The following is an 18,124-nucleotide window of genomic DNA, read 5'->3' on the forward strand; positions in this document are numbered from 1 at the left end:
CCGACTCGACTATCTCATCTCCAGTCAGGCCAGCAGTTTGATGGGTGGCGGCTGGGTTTCACGGCTGGAGTGTGGCAAGTCTGTATCCGCTTCACGACTGTTGCGTTTGCCGCTCCAGATAAGGCCCAGGGCGAACAAAGTCCCTAGTAGCGAAAGAAAACCCCAGCATAGAAAAAAAGTGACCATTCGTTGCTCCCCAATGCGCAGTCGCTTCGTCGGAATCAACGCAGATCTAGACGACAGCTTCGCGCGTTAATACCTCTTGATCTGAATTTACATCGAAAATTGAGTTGTTCAAGTTTAAATCTATTTTTTTGTCGCCAAAAAAACGGCAAACGGCATTTTTTATTTTTTCGTTTCCGTGGTTTTGTCGGTAAATTGACAGATTTTGATTTTGGTGATTTTTCGACGAATAATTAAATCAATAATTTCATATAGATAGCATGGCTGAATTGAAGTGCTTTCTGTTCGCGGTATAAATACGTCGTTTTCGCTATGAAAGCATTTAATTCAGAAATAATTTGTTCAGACCCATGCGACGCGCGCTTGTTGAGGACGACCAACTGCTATCCTGCAGATTGTCGTATCAGGAGGGCAGGTAAGAAATCGTGATATTTTCCTTCTGAAGGTATGCTGTGCCAAGCCTCATCAGCGCCACAGGCCGCTGCAAGTAATGGCCGTCTGTGGCAAGCATATGTCTGCTTTTAAAAGGTTCAGGGGACTCCTATGCGCGCCATAATTACCGGTATCACAGGACAAGATGGCGCCTATTTGGCTCAACTATTGCTGGAAAAAGGCTACATTGTCTACGGGACGTATCGTCGTACGAGCTCCGTCAACTTCTGGCGAATCGAAGAGCTCGGTGTTGAGCGTCACCCAAATCTACATTTGGTTGAATACGACCTGACCGACCTTTCTGCCAGTATTCGCTTACTGGAGAGAGCCGAGCCAGCCGAGATCTACAACCTTGCCGCACAGAGTTTTGTTGGGGTCTCTTTTGACCAACCATTGACGACCGCTGAAATCACTGGCTTGGGCGCAGTGAACCTCCTGGAAGCGATCCGCATCGTCAATCCCAAGATTCGTTTCTACCAGGCTTCCACCTCTGAAATGTTCGGCAAGGTTCAGGCGATCCCTCAAACGGAAAGCACCTCGTTCTACCCTCGCAGTCCCTATGGCATCGCCAAACTGTATGCCCATTGGATGACGATCAACTATAGGGAGTCATACGGGATCTTTGGAACCAGCGGTATCCTTTTCAATCACGAATCGCCGCTACGAGGTCGCGAGTTCGTGACTCGCAAGATAACGGATACCGTCGCGAAAATTAAGCTCGGGAAGCAAGGCTTGCTGGAGCTCGGTAACCTGGACGCAAAACGTGATTGGGGTTTTGCTAAAGAGTACGTAGAAGGGATGTGGCGGATGCTGCAGTCTGACGAGCCTGATACTTTTTTACTGGCGACCGGTCGAGCCGAAACGGTACGCGATTTTGTGTCTCTTGCCTGCAAAACGGTCGACATCAGTCTCTCGTGGGAAGGTCAGGACGAAAACGAAACGGGCATTGATAATGCCACCGGAAAAGTCATTGTCTCCGTGAACCCAAAATTCTATCGCCCTACAGAGGTTGATCTGCTTCTGGGGGATGCCAGCAAGGCTAAGAACATTTTGGGCTGGGAAGCAAAGACTACACTGGAAGAGCTATGTCGCATGATGGTTGAAGCTGACCTTCGCAGAAATCAGCAGGGCTTCTCGTTCTGAGTTGAACAAAACGACTCTCTGAAATTGCCCTGATGTTATCTAAAAGGTTATGGCGCTAATCAAGGTCATCAAAATTTCCAGGCATTTTTGGGAGTGACAAGGTTGAAGCACATCTTGGTGACCGGAGGCAGCGGATTTGTCGGGAAGGTGTTGCTGGGGCAGCTATTAAGTGCGGGACATAGAGTGACGTACACCTCGGCCTTCCAAATAGCCGATACCCCATTGGAAGAAAACCATATCATTCTGGATATTCGCGATCAGATCGCGGTCAATGCAGTGATGGACCGGGTTAGACCTAGCCACGTTATACATTTGGCAGCCATTTCAAGCGTAGCGAGTAGCTTTCAAGACCCCGTATTGGCATGGAATACCAATGTCATGGGTAGCTTGAATATCCTGGAGGCGATAAAAAAGCACTGTCCCGAGACAGTTGTCTTGTTTACAAGTTCGTCAGAGGTTTACGGTGAGGCCTTCAAGTCAGGGGCACCATTAGATGAGGACAGTCGGTGCCAGCCGATGAACCCCTACGCGGCCAGCAAACTGGCGGCAGAGTTAGCCTGCACGCAATATTTTCGCCAAGGAATCAGAGGCGTTATTACCCGTCCCTTTAACCATATTGGCCCAGGCCAGTCGCCCGACTTCGTGACCGCTTCTTTTGCCCGGCAGATAGCACTGATTGAGGCCGGTAAACAGGAGCCGATTATCAACGTCGGGAACCTTGAAGCAAGTCGTGATTTTCTGAATGTGCAGGATGTCTGCTCCGCTTACTTGGCCTTACTTGAACTGGATTCACCGAAGCACAACGTATATAACATATCCTCTGGTAAGGCATGTAAAGTTGCCGAAATACTTGATGTTTTACTGCGGCAGAGTGTAAGAGAAATAGATATTAAATTGGACCCTGAGCGCCTTCGCCCATCTGATATTCCGTTTGCAGTGGGTGATAGTCAACGACTGACATTAGAAACGACCTGGGAACCAAAAATCCCGTTGACTGAGAGTTTGCACCAGGTACTCGAGTACTGGCGTCATGAAGTAAATACACATTAATGCTATTAGGAGATGTCGCCCCGTCTTCGACACCGCGCTGTAGCGCAGCAAACTCGGTCCCGATTCTGCCCGAAGGGCGTAGGAGAGACCGGGACGCGCAGTCTTGTCTGCGAAAAGGGCCGAAGGACCTTCCAATAGTGGTGAATTCACCATTTTTGCCAGCGCTCCGCACTGGATCGCAGACAAGTCAGCTCCTACATTGAATCGGTGCCTTACTTAAGATTTATATTTTATTTATCAATAATTTATAGGCTGCTTGATGGTAAGGGATCCATGAACCCCACATTCAAAGCTGCCATCGGATCCCGAATGCTGTGCTCCCGATTCATCTCTGGAGCCAGCCACAATGATGCGCCCCGACGCCAAAGTCGAAAAAGTGTACCTCTACCCCAAGGCCGTGGACTTCCGAAAGTCCATCGATGGCCTCGCCGCTCTGGTCGAACTGGATATCAAGGTGGCCGTGTTCGACCCGGTGCTTTTCGTCTTTCTGAATCGCCACCGTAATCGAGTGAAAATCCTCTACTGGGAGCGCAACGGCTTCTGCCTTTGGCTCAAACGCCTGGAATCCGAACGTTTTAAAACTTCGCCCGATGCCACCGACGAGGCCATCGTATTGACCGTCCAGGAGCTGAACTGGTTACTCGACGGTTTTGACCTGTGGCGTAATCGTCCACATCAGGTTTTGACTCCAAGATTTGTCGCCTGACGGGTATAATCCAGGGCATGCCATCCATGCCCGACAACCTTCCTGATGACCCAGTGCTTCTCAAGCAGATGCTGCTTGATACGTACGAAGCGCGCGCGCGTGATCAAGAAGTCAAAGAGGCTTACGAGACTCATATCGTTGATCTGAAAGAACAGATCAAGTTGCTGCGTGACCGTATATTTGGTCGTAAGTCCGAGCAAACGGTTGAGCCCAACACACCGCAATTGGCCTTGTTCAACGAACCCGAAAGCGAGCCGATGCCTGTCTTCGATGACGCCGAGGAAGAAGAAGTCGTTGCACCGACTAAGCGCCGTGGCAAACGCAAGCCACTATCGGCTGATCTGCCGCGTATCGAAGTCATCCACGAACTGCCCGAACACGAACTGACCTGTGCCTGCGGTTGCCGCAAACACACCATTGGCGAAGAAACCAGCGAGCAGTTGGACATCGTGCCGATGCAGATCCGGGTCATCAAACACATCCGCAAAGTCTACGGCTGTCGCGGTTGTGAAACGGCTCCGGTCACCGCTGACAAACCCGCTCAGTTGATTGAAAAAAGCATGGCCAGTCCGAGCGTGTTGGCGATGCTATTGACCACCAAGTATGTCGATGGCTTGCCGCTGCATCGTTTCGAGACGGTGTTGAGTCGACACGGTATCGATATCCCGCGTCAGACCTTGGCACGCTGGATTATCCAGTGCGGCGAGCACTTGCAACCGTTGCTGAATTTGATGCGCGACCGGTTGCTGGAAAGCCCGGTCATCCACTGCGATGAAACCCGCGTCCAGGTACTTAAAGAACCGGATCGCGACCCGACCAGCCAATCCTGGATGTGGGTACAGGCCAGTGGGCCGCCGGATCGAAAAGTCGTGCTGTTCGACTACACCTCCAGCCGTGCGCAGGAAGTACCGCTGCGGCTGCTGGAAAGTTATCGCGGCTACGTGATGACCGACGATTACGCAGGTTATAACGCGTTGGCGTTGCAACCCGGTGTTGAACGGCTGGCGTGCATGGCCCATGTGCGACGTAAGTTCGTCGACGCACAAAAAGTACAGCCCAAAGGCAAGACGGGCCGCGCCGATATAGCACTGACGATGATCAACAAGCTGTACGGCATCGAGCGTGAACTCAAGGACAGCAGTGATGAGCAGTGTTTTACTGGGCGTCAGGAAAAGAGCCTACCGATCCTGGCCCAGTTGAAAGGCTGGCTGGAAAAAACGCAGTCGCAGGTGACGCCACAAAGCGTGCTGGGCAAGGCCGTGAATTATCTGGCCAACAACTGGAGCCGGCTGGAGCGCTACGTGGAGGCTGGTTTTTTACCGATCGACAACAACCCGGCGGAGCGTGCAATAAAACCGTTTGTGATCGGGCGCAAGGCTTGGTTGTTCAGCGATACGCCCAAAGGCGCGACCGCCAGTGCCCAGATCTACAGCCTGGTCGAGACCGCCAAGGTCAACGGCCAGGAGCCCTATACGTGGCTGCGCCACGTACTGGAACGACTGCCGCATGCGCAGTCGGTGGCCGACTACGAAGCGCTATTGCCATGGAACTGCTCGCCAGATATGCCACGGTAAACACAAAGCGCATCTATCGGTAGGTGTACTTTATGGATCGGATACGCTTGATGGATATCCCGCCCCGTCTTCGACGCCGCGCTGTCGCGCAGCAAACGCGGTCTCGATTCTGCCCGAAGGGCGTAGGAGCTGACTTGTCTGCGAAGACCCTACAACACGGTCCACCAGACACACCGCGCCGCACGGCCTTCGCAGACAAGTCAGCTCCTACAGGGGATCGGCGTTTTTCTGAAATTTAGTCTTTATTTTTCAATGATTTAAAAGGTATTTGAGGGGCTTCACCGGATCAAGTGGGTGTTATGAGTTTTGGAGACGTTCCGGGTATAAGTCCAAACCACCAAAATGAAAGTAAATGGCATTGCGAAAACGCTCCCGATTTCGAAACCCGCAAGAGCGTTGCTTGAGCCGTTGAATGCGTGCGTTCATGCTTTCTGCATGCCCGTTATGCAGGTTCAACACGATGGCGTTGACGATGCCCCACAGTCGTCGCTTGATCGTTTTGGCGACTTTCCACATCGGTGGCAGCCCACTGTTCAAGGCCCATTCCAGCCAGTGGTTCCACTGTTGTTCGACCTCATCCCGATCCTTACCTCGCCACAACTGCATGGCCAGATCCTTGATCGCCCAAGCTTTGGCTGTACGCAACGAACCCTCTCGCAACGACTCGAAGGTTGCCTGTTGCCGCTCGGTCATGTTTTCGGCCCGCTTAAGCCAGACGTATTTCGTGTTCTTGAGCACCGTGGAGCCTGCCTTTAGCAACTCGCGGTTCTCCATATGACGCACCCTGTCCAGCGCCTCACTCAACAGCTTGGCCACATGAAACTTGTCGAACGCTATTTTGTGCATGGCATCCGGAATATGACGTTGGGTCGCGCTGATAAAGGCGGGCCACATGTCCATCGAAACGCCCGTAATAGCTTGCTTCTGGTCGCTATTGAGCTTCGTATAAAACGCTTCCAGGCTCTGGGTGAGGTTGCCGTCTTCCACATGCAAGACCTGACCCGTTGCGGGGTCGGTCACCACGGTGACGTACTCGCGACGCTTTTGAAACGAAGTCTCGTCCACACATATCTGGGTCGGCGATAACGGTTTTCGACGCGCCAATCCGCGTCTGACGGCGCGAGCCATGATCCGGTCAATGCTGCCCCAGCTCGTCTGGAGTTGACGCGAGACCGCCTGAATACTGGCTTCCTGGATCCAGTTGATCACCAATGCTTCAAACATCAAGGTGAAACCTGAACCCGCGTCTGCCCACGGGACCTCGACAGTCACCACGCCATGCTCGGCGCAATGAACTCTGGGCACCTCAGCCTCTAGAATGGTCACGAACTGACACGTATCAAGATGCCGCCAACGACGTTTGCGTTTGTCATAACGCGAAGCGTGCAGGCCACATTGCGGACAGGTGAACGCAGCAGCATCAGATACTCCAACGCCGACAACGACTTGCCCCAACGCATGGTCAAGGTTAACTGCGACCACTTTCCACGGTGCCTGGAGCCCAAGGATTTGGGTGTATAAATCGATATCTCTCATGGGGAGGAGAATAGATTACCCACTCAAAACGGTGAAGCCCCGTATTTGATAGGAGAGTGCTAGCACGCTCGACGCACATTCGTCGATGTGCAGAAAGTACAGCCCAAAGGCGCTTGCGGGAAATCAGGCGCGCATCATCAAATATCTGGTAACTCTTCAGCTTTTGACGGGAAAGAACGCTCGGCTACCGTTGGAGGGCAGCTTCGGAAAGCTGCTTCCAACCTGGATTCCATGGAGCGTTACTTATGCGTACTACTTTCCTCTCGTCTCTCCTGTTCGCTGTATTCACTACCGTCTCGGTGGCTGTCAGCGCAGCGCCAGCCGCTGAAGCTCCGGTGCCTGTCCCTATTAGCGCTACAGGCATACAGACTGAACAGGTCGAGAAAATCAACCTGAACACGGCGGATGCCGAGACTCTTCAAAGGGAACTGAGTGGAGTAGGTAGCGCCAAGGCTAAAGCCATCGTGGCTTACCGTGAAACCAACGGCGAGTTTGCATCCATTGATGAGCTGCTTGAGGTAAAAGGCATTGGTAAAGCGATCCTTGAAAGAAATCGCGACAAAGTAAGCATTAATTAACACGCAATCTGCAGATAAAAGGCTGGTCTTTTGACTGGCCTTTTCTATTTACTGCCCTGGTCGTTGTTCCAAATATTCCACGAATGCCGCAAGGTCTGGCGAGCAAAGCAAATGCGCTGTAGCCCGCACTTCTTCTTCCGGCCAATCCCACCACCTTGATTGCTGTAGAACCTGTCGAGTGGGTTCATCGAAGCGCCAGCGTATCTGCTTCGCAGGATTACCTCCGACGATGGCATAAGGCGCCACGTCTTTGGTGACAACCGCCCCGGCGGCGATCACGGCACCGTCACCGATGGTCACGCCCGAGAGAATGATGACCTGGGAGCTTATCCAGCAGTCGCTACCGATGACAACGTCGCCGTTGGTACCGCCAAAATCCTGGATGTCGGCGGCTTGTTCGATCTTCGCCGGGAAGGGAAAGCAACTGAGCCAGTCCATCCGGTGGTGGCCACCCAGGTAGATATCAACGTCTGAAGCGATGGAGGTGTAAGCGCCTACGCGCAGGGTGGCACCTTCGTGCCAGTCATGAACCTTCGGCCAGCCGTAGGTGCCGGTACCAAAAATGTAGTGGGGATAGCGATTACGCAGTTTTTGTGTGTCGCGGTGCAGCTTGGGCAACTCGCGGAGGGACTTGCGTTGCTGGTGCTCGCGCCATTTGCGCAATAGATTCATGACGTGAACGTCCTTTCAGACCGTGAAAAATGTCAGCGATGATACAGGCCTGACACGTTCTGAGTGCCAGTAAGCATAAATTTTGATTATTAAAGAAGGCCTGGCTTTCGCTTCGAACCCCTGATCTTGACATTTTGAATGTCGCTCGACATATAATAATTTAAATTATATCCGTAATATTAAATCCATCGTCCACTGCAGGTCCTCCACAGCCAGGAGAATTAAAATGAATACCGCCAACGTTAAAGGCACAGCCCTCATCACCGGCGCCTCCTCTGGCATCGGCGCCTCCTACGCAGACCGCTTCGCCAACCGCGGCTACGATCTGCTGTTAGTCGCTCGCGACCAAGAGCGTATGGAAGCTCTAGCCACGCGACTACGTCGTGAAAGTGGTGTAAAGGTAGAGGTGTTGAAAGCTGATCTGCAGAAAATCGAGCAGCGTTTGCGTACCGACGTTGCCTGAGCGGTTCAACGCTGGGTATGCGGCGACCAAGGCGTATGTGTTGAGTTTGACGCAGTCGTTGAATGCGGAAATCGGCTCGCTGGGTGTGCAGGTTCAGGCGGTGTTGCCGGGTGCGACGCGGACTGAGATCTGGGAGCGCAGCGGGATGGATGTGAATACGTTTCCACCGGAGATGGTGATGGAGGTCGGTGAGATGGTGGATGCTGCGCTGGCCGGTTTTGATCAGGCTGAGCTGGTCACTATCCCGTCGTTGTCGAACGCGGCTGATTGGGATGCGTTTATGGCGGCCCGAGGCGCGCTGGGCCCTAATTTGTCTTTGAGCAGTGCGGCAGCTCGTTACAAAGCTCCGGCTGCTTGAGCTTCTTTGTTAAAGGTTGAGGGTGATTGCATGAACGGACGCCGAGTCGTAGTGACGGGCATGGGCCTGGTTTCGCCTTTGGGCACTGGCGTGGAGGCGGTTTGGCAGCGCTTGCTGGCGGGCCGTTCCGGGTTGGTTCGATTGCCGGAAGAGGTGGTGGCCGATTTGCCGGGTAAGGTCGGAGGTGTTGTGCCGCTGCTGGCGGACGATGCCGAGGCGGGGTTCAATCCGGACGTTGCTGCTCCCCCAAAGGAGCAGAAGAAGATGGATCCCTTCATTATATTTGCACTGGCGGCGGCCAAAGAGGCCGTGGCTCAGGCCGGGTGGGTCGCTGACAGCGAAGAGGCTCAGGAACGTACCGCGACCATTATCGGGTCTGGTGTAGGCGGTTTCAGTACGATTGCCGAGGCAGTGCGGATCACCGATAGCCGTGGACCGCGTCGTTTGTCACCGTTCACGATTCCGGCCTTTCTGGTCAACCTTGCCGCGGGTCATGTGTCTATTCAACACGGCTTCAAGGGCCCGCTGGGCGCACCGGTAACCGCCTGTGCGGCGGGGGTGCAGGCGATTGGCGATGCGGCGCGGATGATTCGTTGCGGTGAGGTGGATATCGCCATCTGTGGCGGCGCGGAAGCCGCTATCGATCGCGTCAGTCTGGGCGGTTTTGCGGCTGCGCGGGCATTGTCCAGTGCGTTTAATGACACGCCGGAACGTGCTTCTCGTCCGTTCGATCGTGATCGCGATGGGTTTGTCATGGGTGAGGGCGCGGGGATTCTGGTGATCGAATCGCTGGAACATGCCTTGGCGCGGGGGGCTAAACCGATTGTCGAGTTGGTGGGTTACGGCACCAGCGCCGATGCTTATCACCTGACTGCCGGACCGGAAGACGGTAACGGGGCGCAGCGCTCGATGCGGGCGGCGATTCGTCAGGCGGGTATTCAGCCTTCCGAGATCCAGCATCTCAATGCTCACGCCACGTCTACGCCGATAGGTGACAAGGGCGAGATGGCGGCGATCAAGGCGGTGTTTGGTGATCAGGAATCGATTGCAGTGACATCGACCAAGTCAGCCACCGGGCATTTACTCGGTGCGGCGGGCGGGATCGAGGCGATCTTCACGGCGTTGGCGATTCGCGATCAGATCGCGCCGGCCACGCTTAACTTTGAAAACCCCGATGAAGCGGCACAAGGCCTGGATATCGTGCACGGCGCGGCGCGGCCGATGGAGATCGAATATGCCTTGTCCAATGGTTTTGGGTTCGGTGGGGTCAATGCCAGCGTGTTGTTTCGGCGTTGGCATGATTGATCGGTAATTTGCCTTCGTTCGGCGGTGGCGGATCTGCCGCCTTCGCGAATGAATTCGCTCCCAGTGTGCCCGGCATGGGCCAAAACCAGCCATCTGAAAGCGATGGCCAGAGTAAGTGACGACAACTGTAGTGAAACGCAAGGTGGACGCCGTGAGGCCAAGCTGAAAGAAGCGCGTAGCAAAGGCACGACCGTAGGAACACGAACAGGCAGCGAGGCTGGATGCGGGCGATTAGTGTGCTGGGAACCACGAAATCCGACTGTCACCGAAAGACGCATCCAGTAGAGCCTGGCGGCACGGGCCGATGGTTTTGGCACCTTACCCGGGGAGATCTCAGGCACGTAAGTGAATGAGAAGTCAGCAGAGGCCGTAGTAGCGAAGATGGGCGGTAATGCGCTCGGAGCAAAGGGCCGAAGGACAAACAACACCCATGATGGACTTCTGTACATTGAGCCAGAGCTCTTTGAAACTGAACCCTGAAAAAAAATGCTGCGGCATCAAAGGGTTGGCCGGACATGAATGCCCGGGTGGATCCCGGAGAACTAATGAAAGGAAAGAGCGAGTGATGTGTCAGACGGAACAGGAAACTGGAGACGTGTTGAGCGAAATCAGCGTGGAGCAGGTTGTCGAGGCTGACAACATGCGCCGTGCGTTCAAGAAAGTCCGGGCCAACAAAGGTGCGCCCGGGGTTGACGGTATTAGCACTGAAGACCTCGAAGCGCACTTGGTCAAGCATTGGCCGGGCATCAAGGAAAAGCTTCTGGCCGGGAGCTACCAGCCCGGTCCGATCAGGGGTAAAACGATCGGCAAACCCCAAGGCGGAGAACGGCTGCTGGGGATTCCCAACACGCAGGATCGAGTGATCCAGCAAGCGGTAAGCCAGCAACTGACGAAGCTTTGGGACGGTGGTTTCAGTGAGCACAGCTACGGGTTCAGGCCCGGGCGCAGCAACCTTGACGCGATCAGGGCGGCGAAAGACTTCGTGCTCAGCGGCAAGACCTGGGTTGTCGATGTGGACATTGAAGCGTTCTTTGACGAGGTCAATCACGACCGACTCATGACGCGCATCACCCGCGACATCCGGGACAAGCGGCTGAACAAGTATCTGGCGTCGAACCTGCGTGCGGACATGGTCCTGAACGGCCAACGGCACAAACGCATGGCGGGCGTACCGCAAGGTGGTCCGCTGAGTCCGCTGCTGGCCAATCTGTATCTGGACCCGCTGGACAAGGAGCTGGAAGCTCGAGGGCTGAGCTTCTGTCGCTATGCAGACGACCTGATGATCTTTGTCGAAAGCGAGCGCAGCGCAGAGCGAATACTGGAAAGCATCGTGGCGTGGATCGAGAAACACCTGAAGCTGAAGGTCAATGCCAGCAAGAGCGGCACGGGTCGTCCTTGGGAACGCGATTTTCTGGGTTATCTGATCGACGAGGAAGGCAACAATCACCTGTCGGGCAGGACGGTCAAGCGATACCGCAAACGCGTTCGTGAATGTTGGTCAGCCAGACAGGGACTCACCTCCCGGGAACTGGTTGAGCAATGGAGAGGTTATCTTCTTGGCTGGTTTGGTTATTTCCGGCTGGCCACGGAGCGAAACTTCACGCAGCTCTCACAATGGACGCGGCGCCACATGCGCAAGTGCTTTTGGCAGCGGTGGCATAACCGCAAGGGTCGTATGGCCCAACTGCTGAAGATGGGCATCTCGAAACGAGGGCTTGCGCGAGTGAGTTTTCACGACGGAGCTTGGAAAGCGGCGGCACATCCGGCCATGCACCAAGCCTTGAACAACAAACGCTTGAAGCAATATGGCCTGATCACCGCGCAGGATCTCGCCTCAGCACAATGCTGAGCAGTCCAACCGCCGGATGCGGAAAACCGCACGTCCGGTGGTGTGGGAGGGGTAACGGGCTAGTCCCGTTACCTCGACCCGATCAATGGATCCTGACAAGGCACAGACTGATGAGTCGACCCCGAACCCGGTGGGAGCAATCGGGGCGCGTAGTCTCATTCGCGAAAGGGTCGGTACATTCAACATCGTCAGTGCCTGACCCACCGCATTCGCGAATGCATTGGCTTCCACAGGGGCTGAGCCTTGTGTGGGACCGGGACGCGGCCTAACCCTTCGCCTGCTTCTTCAACCACTCACGCGCGGTCTCGAGGATCCGGTCGGACAACTCGGGATCTTTCGCGCTACGCGACAGCAGCAACGCACCTACCAACGTCGAGAGCATGACGACGCTTCGTTCGCTGGTATCGGCTTGATCGGGCAGGGCGTTTTCGATGGCGTTCAGGCGTGACTCGATCATCACATCGGTGGTTGCGCTGGGCTGACCGCGTTGGCCCAGCTCCGCAGACATGGTTGGCAGCGGGCAACCCAGTTCAGGCGAGGCACGATGCTCGGACGACAGGTATTGGTCGATAAACGCGGATAGCGGATCTTCCTTGGCGAACAGCTCGGTGCAGCGGTCGGTCAACTCGTGGGCCGCGCTATCCAGTGCCTTTTCAACCAGGTCATCTTTGGATTTGAAGTGAGCATAGAAGCCGCCATGGGTCAGGCCCAGGGATTTCATCAGCGGTTGCAGGCCAGTGGCGCCAATGCCATCACGCCGAAAGCGCGCAGACGCTTCTTTGATGATCCGTTGATGGGTTTGGGCTTTATGGTCTTCCGAGTAGCGCATTGCAGGGGCTCCCGAGTGTTGCTTGTAAGATGTTGGTCATCATTTTCACATGGATGCGCAACCCGGTGCAGCACTCATTCAATGCACAGCCATCCGTCGGTCAGATGTGTGCAGACAGTGTTCGGTGATCGGACAGTCTTCTGTTGTTTGCTCAACATCTCCAGTACGCTCATGAAAGTGCCAACCCCGGGATAAATCCGGGCATGGGTGAGCAACCATAAAAACAAGATGAGTCTGCCGTGTATGCAAAGCCGCCTGCTTAACGATAAAAGCATGGTGTTTGAGCGTGCCGACCCTTATGCGGTGTCGGAATACGTCAACCAACATGTCGGTTCCCATTGCATCCAATTGCCTGTTACTTCCAGGCCGCAGGCCAGCCTCAATCACACTAAATTTGCCAGCCTCGATCTTTGCCGTATCAGTTATGGCGCCAGTGTTCACGTCACCTCTCCCGCGCTTGAAACCATCTATCACTTGCAGATTCTGTTGCGTGGTCAGTGCTTGTCCAAATCCTACGGGCAGGAGCATTACTTCTCGCCAGGCGAGTTGCTGCTGATCAATCCGGACGATCCGGTAGACCTGTTGTACTCCGCCGATTGCGAAAAATTCATCCTCAAGTTGCCGCTGCCTTTGCTTGACCTGACCTGCGCCGAGTTGCGCTGGCACAAGCCCAGCGAGGGCATCCGTTTTGCCTCCAATTGCCACAACCTGGCAGAGCTCGATGGTTTCATGAGCTTGTTGGGGTTGGTGTGTCAGGAGGCTGAAACCGATCTGGTGTTGCCTCGGGTTCGTGAGCATTACACCCAGATCATCGCCAGCAAATTGCTCACGCTGCTGGGCACCAACGTCAACCGCGACACACTGGACGTGCAGTCCGCACCGTTCGAACGGCTGGCCGAGTACATCGCGCAGAACCTCAAGCAGGACATCACCGTCGAGTCTCTGGCGCAGCTCAGCCACATGAGCATCCGCTCGCTGTATGCGCTATTCGAACGCCATGCCGGCACCACGCCGATGAATTACATCCGCAGCAAAAAGCTCGAACGCATCTATGCGAACTTGTCCGACCCCAGTCAGCGCGTGCGCAACCTGACCGAAATCGCGCTGGACTACGGCTTCCTCCATCTGGGCCGCTTCGCCGAGTACTACAAGAACCAATACGGCGAATTGCCCTCAGTCACCCTCAAACGCCGCTGAACCCCTGTAGGAGCTGCCGAAGGCTGCGATAAGGACCGCAGGGCCTTCACAAAATCAAGCACGGCGGCCGGTTCCCGTCCGATCGCAGCCTTCGGCAGCTCCTACAAAACTCTTGTTTCCCCCAATCTGCACAAAACGGATAGCCATCCGCACTAACTGGATATTGCTCAAAATCCGCCGGGGATAGCCTGCAAGGGTCGAAATATAACAATGGAGGCCCCGGCCATGTCCCTGGGATTCGAGTTCCTGCATTCCCTGCTTGAGGAAGATCAAGAGAAGGGCATCTATCGCTGCAAGCGTGAGATGTTCACCGACCCACGGCTATTCGAACTGGAGATGGAATACATCTTCGAGGGTAATTGGCTGTACCTGGCTCATGAAAGCCAGCTGCCCAACAAAAACGATTACTACACCACCACCATGGGCCGGCAGCCGGTGTTCATCGCCCGCAACAAGGACGGTGAACTCAATGCCTTTATCAACGCCTGCAGCCATCGCGGCGCCATGCTCTGCCGGCACAAGACCGGCAATCGCTCGAGCTACACCTGCCCGTTCCACGGCTGGACGTTCAACAACTCCGGCAAGCTGCTCAAGGTCAAAGACCCGGCCGAAGCCGGTTACCCCGACGCGTTCAACTGTGAAGGCTCCCACGACCTGAAAAAGGTCGCGCGTTTCGAGTCCTATCGCGGTTTCCTGTTCGGCAGCCTCAACCCGGATGTGGTGTCGCTCAAGGAGCATCTGGGCGAGTCCGCGAAAATCATCGACATGATCGCCGACCAGTCGGCAGACGGCCTGGAAGTACTGCGCGGCTCCTCCAGTTATGTCTACGAAGGCAACTGGAAATTGCACGCGGAAAATGGCGCCGATGGTTATCACGTCAGCTCCGTGCACTGGAATTACGCCGCCACCAGCAACCGCCGCAAAACCGCCGCCGCAGGCGATGATATCCGCGCCATGGATGCTGGCACCTGGTCCAAGCAGGGTGGTGGTTTCTACTCCTTCGAGCACGGCCACATGCTGCTTTGGACCCGCTGGTCCAACCCGGAAGATCGTCCTCTATACGAGCGTCGCGACGAGCTGGCCCGGGACTTCGGCCAGGCTCGCGCCGACTGGATGATCGGTAACTCGCGCAACCTGTGCCTGTACCCGAGTGTGTACTTGATGGACCAGTTCGGTTCACAGATTCGCATCGCCAGGCCGATCTCTGTCGATAAAACCGAGATCACTATTTACTGCATCGCCCCCAAAGGCGAAAGCGACGAAGCCCGCGCCCGGCGCATTCGCCAGTACGAAGATTTCTTCAACGTCAGCGGCATGGCGACCCCTGATGACCTCGAAGAATTCCGCTCCTGCCAGCAAGGTTTCATGGCCAAGGCCATGCCGTGGAACGACATGTCCCGTGGCGCCAAGCACTGGGTCGAAGGCGCAGACGATGCTGCCCGGGAAATCGATCTGCATCCGATATTGAGCGGCAAGCGCACCGAAGACGAAGGCTTGTTCGTGGTTCAGCATCGGCACTGGCTCGACACCATGCATAAAGCACTCGAGCAGCAACAAAGCGCCCAGCAGCTGATCCCTGTGGAGGCCGTGTGATGAGCATTTCCTACGATGCCGTGCGCGACTTCCTCTACCGCGAAGCGCGTTACCTCGACGACAAGGACTGGGACAACTGGCTGGAGCTGTATGCCGCCGACGCCAGCTACTGGATGCCCTCCTGGGACGATCACGATGAGCTGACTCAGGACCCGCAGCGGGAAATCTCGCTGATCTGGTACGGCAACCGCAGCGGCCTGGAAGACCGCATCTTCCGCATCAAGACCGAGCGTTCCAGCGCCAGCGTGCCGGACACCCGCACCTCCCACAACATCAGCAACATCGAGATCCTCGAGCAGGCTGACGGGCTGTGCACACTCCGCTTCAACTGGCACACCCTGAGTTTTCGTTACAAGACTGTGGACAGTTATTTCGGCACCAGCTTCTACACCCTCGACACTCGCGGTGAAACGCCGCTGATCAAGGCCAAGAAGATCGTGCTGAAAAACGATTACGTGCGTCAGGTCATCGACGTTTACCACCTCTGAAGCGAGTGCCCGATCATGACTCATACCATTGCGTTCAATTTCGAAGACGGCGTCACTCGCTTCATCGACGCCAATGCCGGTGAAATCCTCGCCGACGCTGCCTACCGCCAAGGCATCAACATCCCGCTGGACTGCCGCGACGGCGCGTGCGGTACCTGCAAATGCTTCGCCGAGTCGGGCACATACAGCCTCGGCGAGGACTACATCGACGACGCCTTGACCGCCGACGAAGCTGAGCAGGGTTTTGTTCTGACCTGCCAAATGCGCGCCGAAAGCGATTGCGTGGTGCGGGTTCCGGCGTCTTCGCAGGTCTGTCGTACCCAGCAGGCCAGCTTTGACGGGGCCATCAGTGAAGTGCAGGCCTTGTCCGACAGCGCGATTCGCCTGTCCATCCGCAGCGAAGGTCTGGGCAAACTGGCGTTCCTGCCGGGGCAGTATGTCAATCTGCAAGTGCCGGGCAGTGCAGAAACCCGCGCGTACTCCTTCAGTTCGCTGCAGCACGAAGGGCAGGTTTCGTTCCTGATCCGCAACGTGCCGGGCGGGCTCATGAGTACCTACCTCAAGAACCACGCCGCGCCGGGGCAAAGCATCAGCCTGACCGGGCCGCTGGGCAGCTTTTACCTGCGCGACATCAAGCGTCCACTGTTGCTGTTGGCGGGAGGGACCGGTTTGGCACCGTTTCTGGCGATGCTGGAAAAAATCGCCGAAGCGGGCAGCGACTACCCGGTGCACTTGATCTATGGCGTGACCAACGACTTCGATCTGGTGGAACTCGACAAGCTCGAAGCGCTGGCGCAACGCATCCCCAACTTCAGCTACAGCGCGTGTGTGGCGGCAGCGGAAAGTCAGCATCCGAAGAAAGGCTTCGTCACCCAGCACATCGAGCCGGGGCATTTGAATGACGGCGAAGTCGACATCTACCTCTGCGGCCCGCCGCCGATGGTCGAAGCCGTCAGCCTCAACCTGCGTGAGCGCGGCACCCAACCGGCGAACTTCTACTTCGAGAAGTTTGCGGCGAGTGCGTAAGAAATGTCGCAACCCCCTTGTAGGAGCAGGCTTGCCCGCGATCCGCTTGACGCGGTACATCTGGCAGATCGCCATCGCGGGCAAGCCCGCTCCTACAGTGATCTCATCGCCACTAATAGAGGGCGCCCCAACATGCCAAACAACCGCTTCACCAACAAGGTCGCCGTCATCACCGGCGCCGCCCAGGGCATTGGCCGCCGCGTCGCCGAGCGCATGGCCGAGGAGGGCGGCAAGCTGGTGTTGGTGGACCGCTCCGAACTGGTCCACGAACTGAACGACAGCCTCGGCCAGCACGCCGAGATCCTGACCCTGACCGCCGACCTTGAACAGTACGCCGACTGCCATCGGGTCATGGCCACCGCCGCTGAACGCTTTGGCCGCATCGACATTCTGGTCAACAACGTCGGCGGCACTATCTGGGCCAAACCGTTCGAACACTACCTGGAACACGAAATTGAAAGCGAAGTACGCCGCTCGCTGTTCCCGACGTTGTGGTGCTGCCACGCGGTATTGCTCTACATGCTCGAACAAGGTGCGGGCGCCATCGTCAACGTTTCGTCCATCGCCACGCGCGGGGTAAACCGTGTGCCTTACGGCGCGGCCAAAGGTGGAGTGAATGCCCTGACCGCCTGTCTGGCCTTCGAAAACGCCGAGCGCGGCATCCGCATCAACGCCACCGCTCCCGGTGGTACCGAAGCACCCCCGCGCCGTATCCCACGCAACACCGCTGAACAGAGTGACGCTGAGAAAGTCTGGTACCAACAGATCGTCGACCAGACCCTCGACAGCAGCCTGATGAAACGCTACGGCACCATCGACGAACAAGCCGGCGCCATCCTCTTCCTCGCTTCTGATGACGCCGCCTACATCACTGGGGTGACACTCCCGGTCGGCGGCGGGGATCTGGGCTGACGCTGTTCGCCCTGCGACGCCGCGCTGTCGCGCAGCAAACTCGGTGTCGATTCTGCCCGAAGGGCGTAGGAGCTGACTTGTCTGCGAAAGCCTCACTGCGGTGCACCAGACAGACCGCGTCGCATGGTCTTCGCAGACAAGTCAGCTCCTACAGGGGATCGGCGTTTGTCTGAAAATTTATTTTTATTTATCAATGATTTAAATGTTGCTCGAGGGGCTTGCAACTACGC

At 56.0% G+C, this 18,124-nt stretch carries 16 protein-coding genes and 2 pseudogenes; 14 read left to right on the forward strand and 4 right to left on the reverse strand.

Translation table 11 applies throughout. From position 1 onward, the window contains the following. Positions 1-24 precede the first annotated feature (24 nt). Entirely contained in the window at positions 25-186 is a 162-nt protein-coding gene (locus AC1MEE_RS02050) for a hypothetical protein (protein WP_480413556.1), read from the reverse strand. 540 nt (positions 187-726) lie between these two features. Between AC1MEE_RS02050 and gmd the strand changes: the two genes are divergently transcribed. From gmd to tnpC, 4 genes are all read left to right on the forward strand, one after another. Continuing rightward, positions 727-1,758 carry a GDP-mannose 4,6-dehydratase gene (gene gmd, locus AC1MEE_RS02055; RefSeq protein WP_480413557.1) on the forward strand — a complete coding sequence of 344 codons (1,032 nt, stop codon included), beginning with the start codon at positions 727-729 and terminating at the stop codon, positions 1,756-1,758. Positions 1,759-1,860: 102 nt separating this feature from the next. Beyond that, positions 1,861-2,808, forward strand: coding sequence for a GDP-mannose 4,6-dehydratase (locus AC1MEE_RS02060; protein ID WP_480413558.1), 948 nt, complete (start codon positions 1,861-1,863; stop codon positions 2,806-2,808). Between the two features lie 346 nt (positions 2,809-3,154). Next, the gene (tnpB, locus tag AC1MEE_RS02065; protein WP_240050551.1) at positions 3,155-3,514 is read left to right on the forward strand and encodes an IS66 family insertion sequence element accessory protein TnpB; all 360 of its coding nucleotides are present in this window, start codon (positions 3,155-3,157) and stop codon (positions 3,512-3,514) included. Positions 3,515-3,531: 17 nt separating this feature from the next. Next, entirely contained in the window at positions 3,532-5,088 is a 1,557-nt protein-coding gene (tnpC, locus tag AC1MEE_RS02070; RefSeq protein WP_480413559.1) for an IS66 family transposase, read from the forward strand. A 297-nt stretch (positions 5,089-5,385) separates the two neighbouring features. Here tnpC and AC1MEE_RS02075 read toward each other — a convergent pair whose 3' ends face one another. Further along, a complete protein-coding gene (locus AC1MEE_RS02075) occupies positions 5,386-6,624 on the reverse strand; it encodes an ISL3 family transposase (protein ID WP_480413562.1) in 1,239 nt (412 codons plus the stop codon). Positions 6,625-6,869: 245 nt separating this feature from the next. Here AC1MEE_RS02075 and AC1MEE_RS02080 point away from each other — a divergent pair, with 245 nt between their 5' ends. Beyond that, the gene (locus tag AC1MEE_RS02080; RefSeq protein ID WP_480413564.1) at positions 6,870-7,202 is read left to right on the forward strand and encodes a ComEA family DNA-binding protein; all 333 of its coding nucleotides are present in this window, start codon (positions 6,870-6,872) and stop codon (positions 7,200-7,202) included. Positions 7,203-7,250: 48 nt separating this feature from the next. Here the strand turns inward: AC1MEE_RS02080 and AC1MEE_RS02085 are convergent, their stop codons facing one another. Further along, positions 7,251-7,874: a CatB-related O-acetyltransferase gene (locus AC1MEE_RS02085; protein WP_480413565.1), complete on the reverse strand. Its 624-nt coding sequence runs from the start codon at positions 7,872-7,874 to the stop codon at positions 7,251-7,253. Positions 7,875-8,100: 226 nt separating this feature from the next. On the opposite strand from AC1MEE_RS02085, the pseudogene AC1MEE_RS02090 reads away from it, so the two are divergent. The 4 genes and pseudogenes from AC1MEE_RS02090 to ltrA all read left to right on the forward strand — a co-directional run. Further along, positions 8,101-8,322 (forward strand): annotated as a pseudogene (locus tag AC1MEE_RS02090) (SDR family NAD(P)-dependent oxidoreductase); the annotation flags it as partial. A 10-nt stretch (positions 8,323-8,332) separates the two neighbouring features. Next, positions 8,333-8,695: pseudogene (locus tag AC1MEE_RS02095) on the forward strand (SDR family NAD(P)-dependent oxidoreductase); the annotation flags it as partial. Between the two features lie 30 nt (positions 8,696-8,725). Further along, entirely contained in the window at positions 8,726-10,000 is a 1,275-nt protein-coding gene (gene fabF / locus AC1MEE_RS02100) for a beta-ketoacyl-ACP synthase II (RefSeq protein ID WP_480413566.1), read from the forward strand. A gap of 565 nt (positions 10,001-10,565) precedes the next feature. After that, positions 10,566-11,849 carry a group II intron reverse transcriptase/maturase gene (ltrA, locus tag AC1MEE_RS02105; protein WP_480412114.1) on the forward strand — a complete coding sequence of 428 codons (1,284 nt, stop codon included), beginning with the start codon at positions 10,566-10,568 and terminating at the stop codon, positions 11,847-11,849. A gap of 265 nt (positions 11,850-12,114) precedes the next feature. Here ltrA and AC1MEE_RS02110 read toward each other — a convergent pair whose 3' ends face one another. Further along, entirely contained in the window at positions 12,115-12,678 is a 564-nt protein-coding gene (locus AC1MEE_RS02110; RefSeq protein WP_480413567.1) for a TetR/AcrR family transcriptional regulator, read from the reverse strand. 243 nt (positions 12,679-12,921) lie between these two features. Here AC1MEE_RS02110 and AC1MEE_RS02115 point away from each other — a divergent pair, with 243 nt between their 5' ends. The 5 genes from AC1MEE_RS02115 (at position 12,922) to AC1MEE_RS02135 (ending at position 17,894) form a co-directional block, all read left to right on the forward strand. Then, positions 12,922-13,875: an AraC family transcriptional regulator gene (locus tag AC1MEE_RS02115; protein ID WP_480413568.1), complete on the forward strand. Its 954-nt coding sequence runs from the start codon at positions 12,922-12,924 to the stop codon at positions 13,873-13,875. Positions 13,876-14,100: 225 nt separating this feature from the next. Beyond that, positions 14,101-15,468, forward strand: coding sequence for a benzoate 1,2-dioxygenase large subunit (gene benA, locus AC1MEE_RS02120; RefSeq protein ID WP_480413569.1), 1,368 nt, complete (start codon positions 14,101-14,103; stop codon positions 15,466-15,468). Continuing rightward, a complete protein-coding gene (gene benB, locus AC1MEE_RS02125; protein WP_480413570.1) occupies positions 15,468-15,956 on the forward strand; it encodes a benzoate 1,2-dioxygenase small subunit in 489 nt (162 codons plus the stop codon). Before benA ends, benB begins: the two co-directional genes overlap by 1 nt. A 15-nt stretch (positions 15,957-15,971) precedes the next feature. Beyond that, positions 15,972-16,982 (forward strand): benzoate 1,2-dioxygenase electron transfer component BenC, encoded by a 1,011-nt coding sequence (benC, locus tag AC1MEE_RS02130; protein WP_480413571.1) that lies wholly within the window; start codon positions 15,972-15,974, stop codon positions 16,980-16,982. 132 nt (positions 16,983-17,114) lie between these two features. Then, entirely contained in the window at positions 17,115-17,894 is a 780-nt protein-coding gene (locus AC1MEE_RS02135) for a 1,6-dihydroxycyclohexa-2,4-diene-1-carboxylate dehydrogenase (protein WP_480413572.1), read from the forward strand. The last annotated feature ends 230 nt before the right edge of the window (positions 17,895-18,124 follow it).

It is taken from the genome of Pseudomonas sp. ASL3 (genome assembly GCF_056680425.1).